1 protein-coding gene is annotated in these 257 nt (G+C 63.0%); it reads right to left on the bottom strand.

All coding sequences use genetic code 11. The features are described 5' to 3' along the window. Positions 1-257: hypothetical protein (locus tag Q5L94_RS13910; protein WP_317498944.1), on the bottom strand; the 257-nt coding region annotated here is incomplete at both ends.

Here is a 257-nt window from a genome sequence, read left to right as displayed (position 1 = left end):
TCGAGACGCTGCGTCGCCTCGGTTTGCATATCCGTCGCCGTGACGCGCGTGGGATCGATGCCGAGCTTGGCGGCAACCTGCGCCCGCAGCACGGTCAGACCGACCGAGCTGGGATTATAGGTGCACGCGGTGGCGCAGTTGGTGAAGGCGATGTTCTTGAGCTGGAAGTAATCGTTATAGGCCGCGGTCACCATCGACTGATAGCTGTTAACCGCTGCCGTGGCTGCGTTGCCGCTGAGCAGGTCGAGGCTGGCCCA

This window comes from Idiomarina sp. Sol25 (assembly GCF_033052775.1).
In the GTDB taxonomy this organism is placed as follows: domain Bacteria; phylum Pseudomonadota; class Gammaproteobacteria; order Enterobacterales; family Alteromonadaceae; genus Idiomarina.
This window is presented reverse-complemented; position numbering and strand designations above follow the sequence as displayed.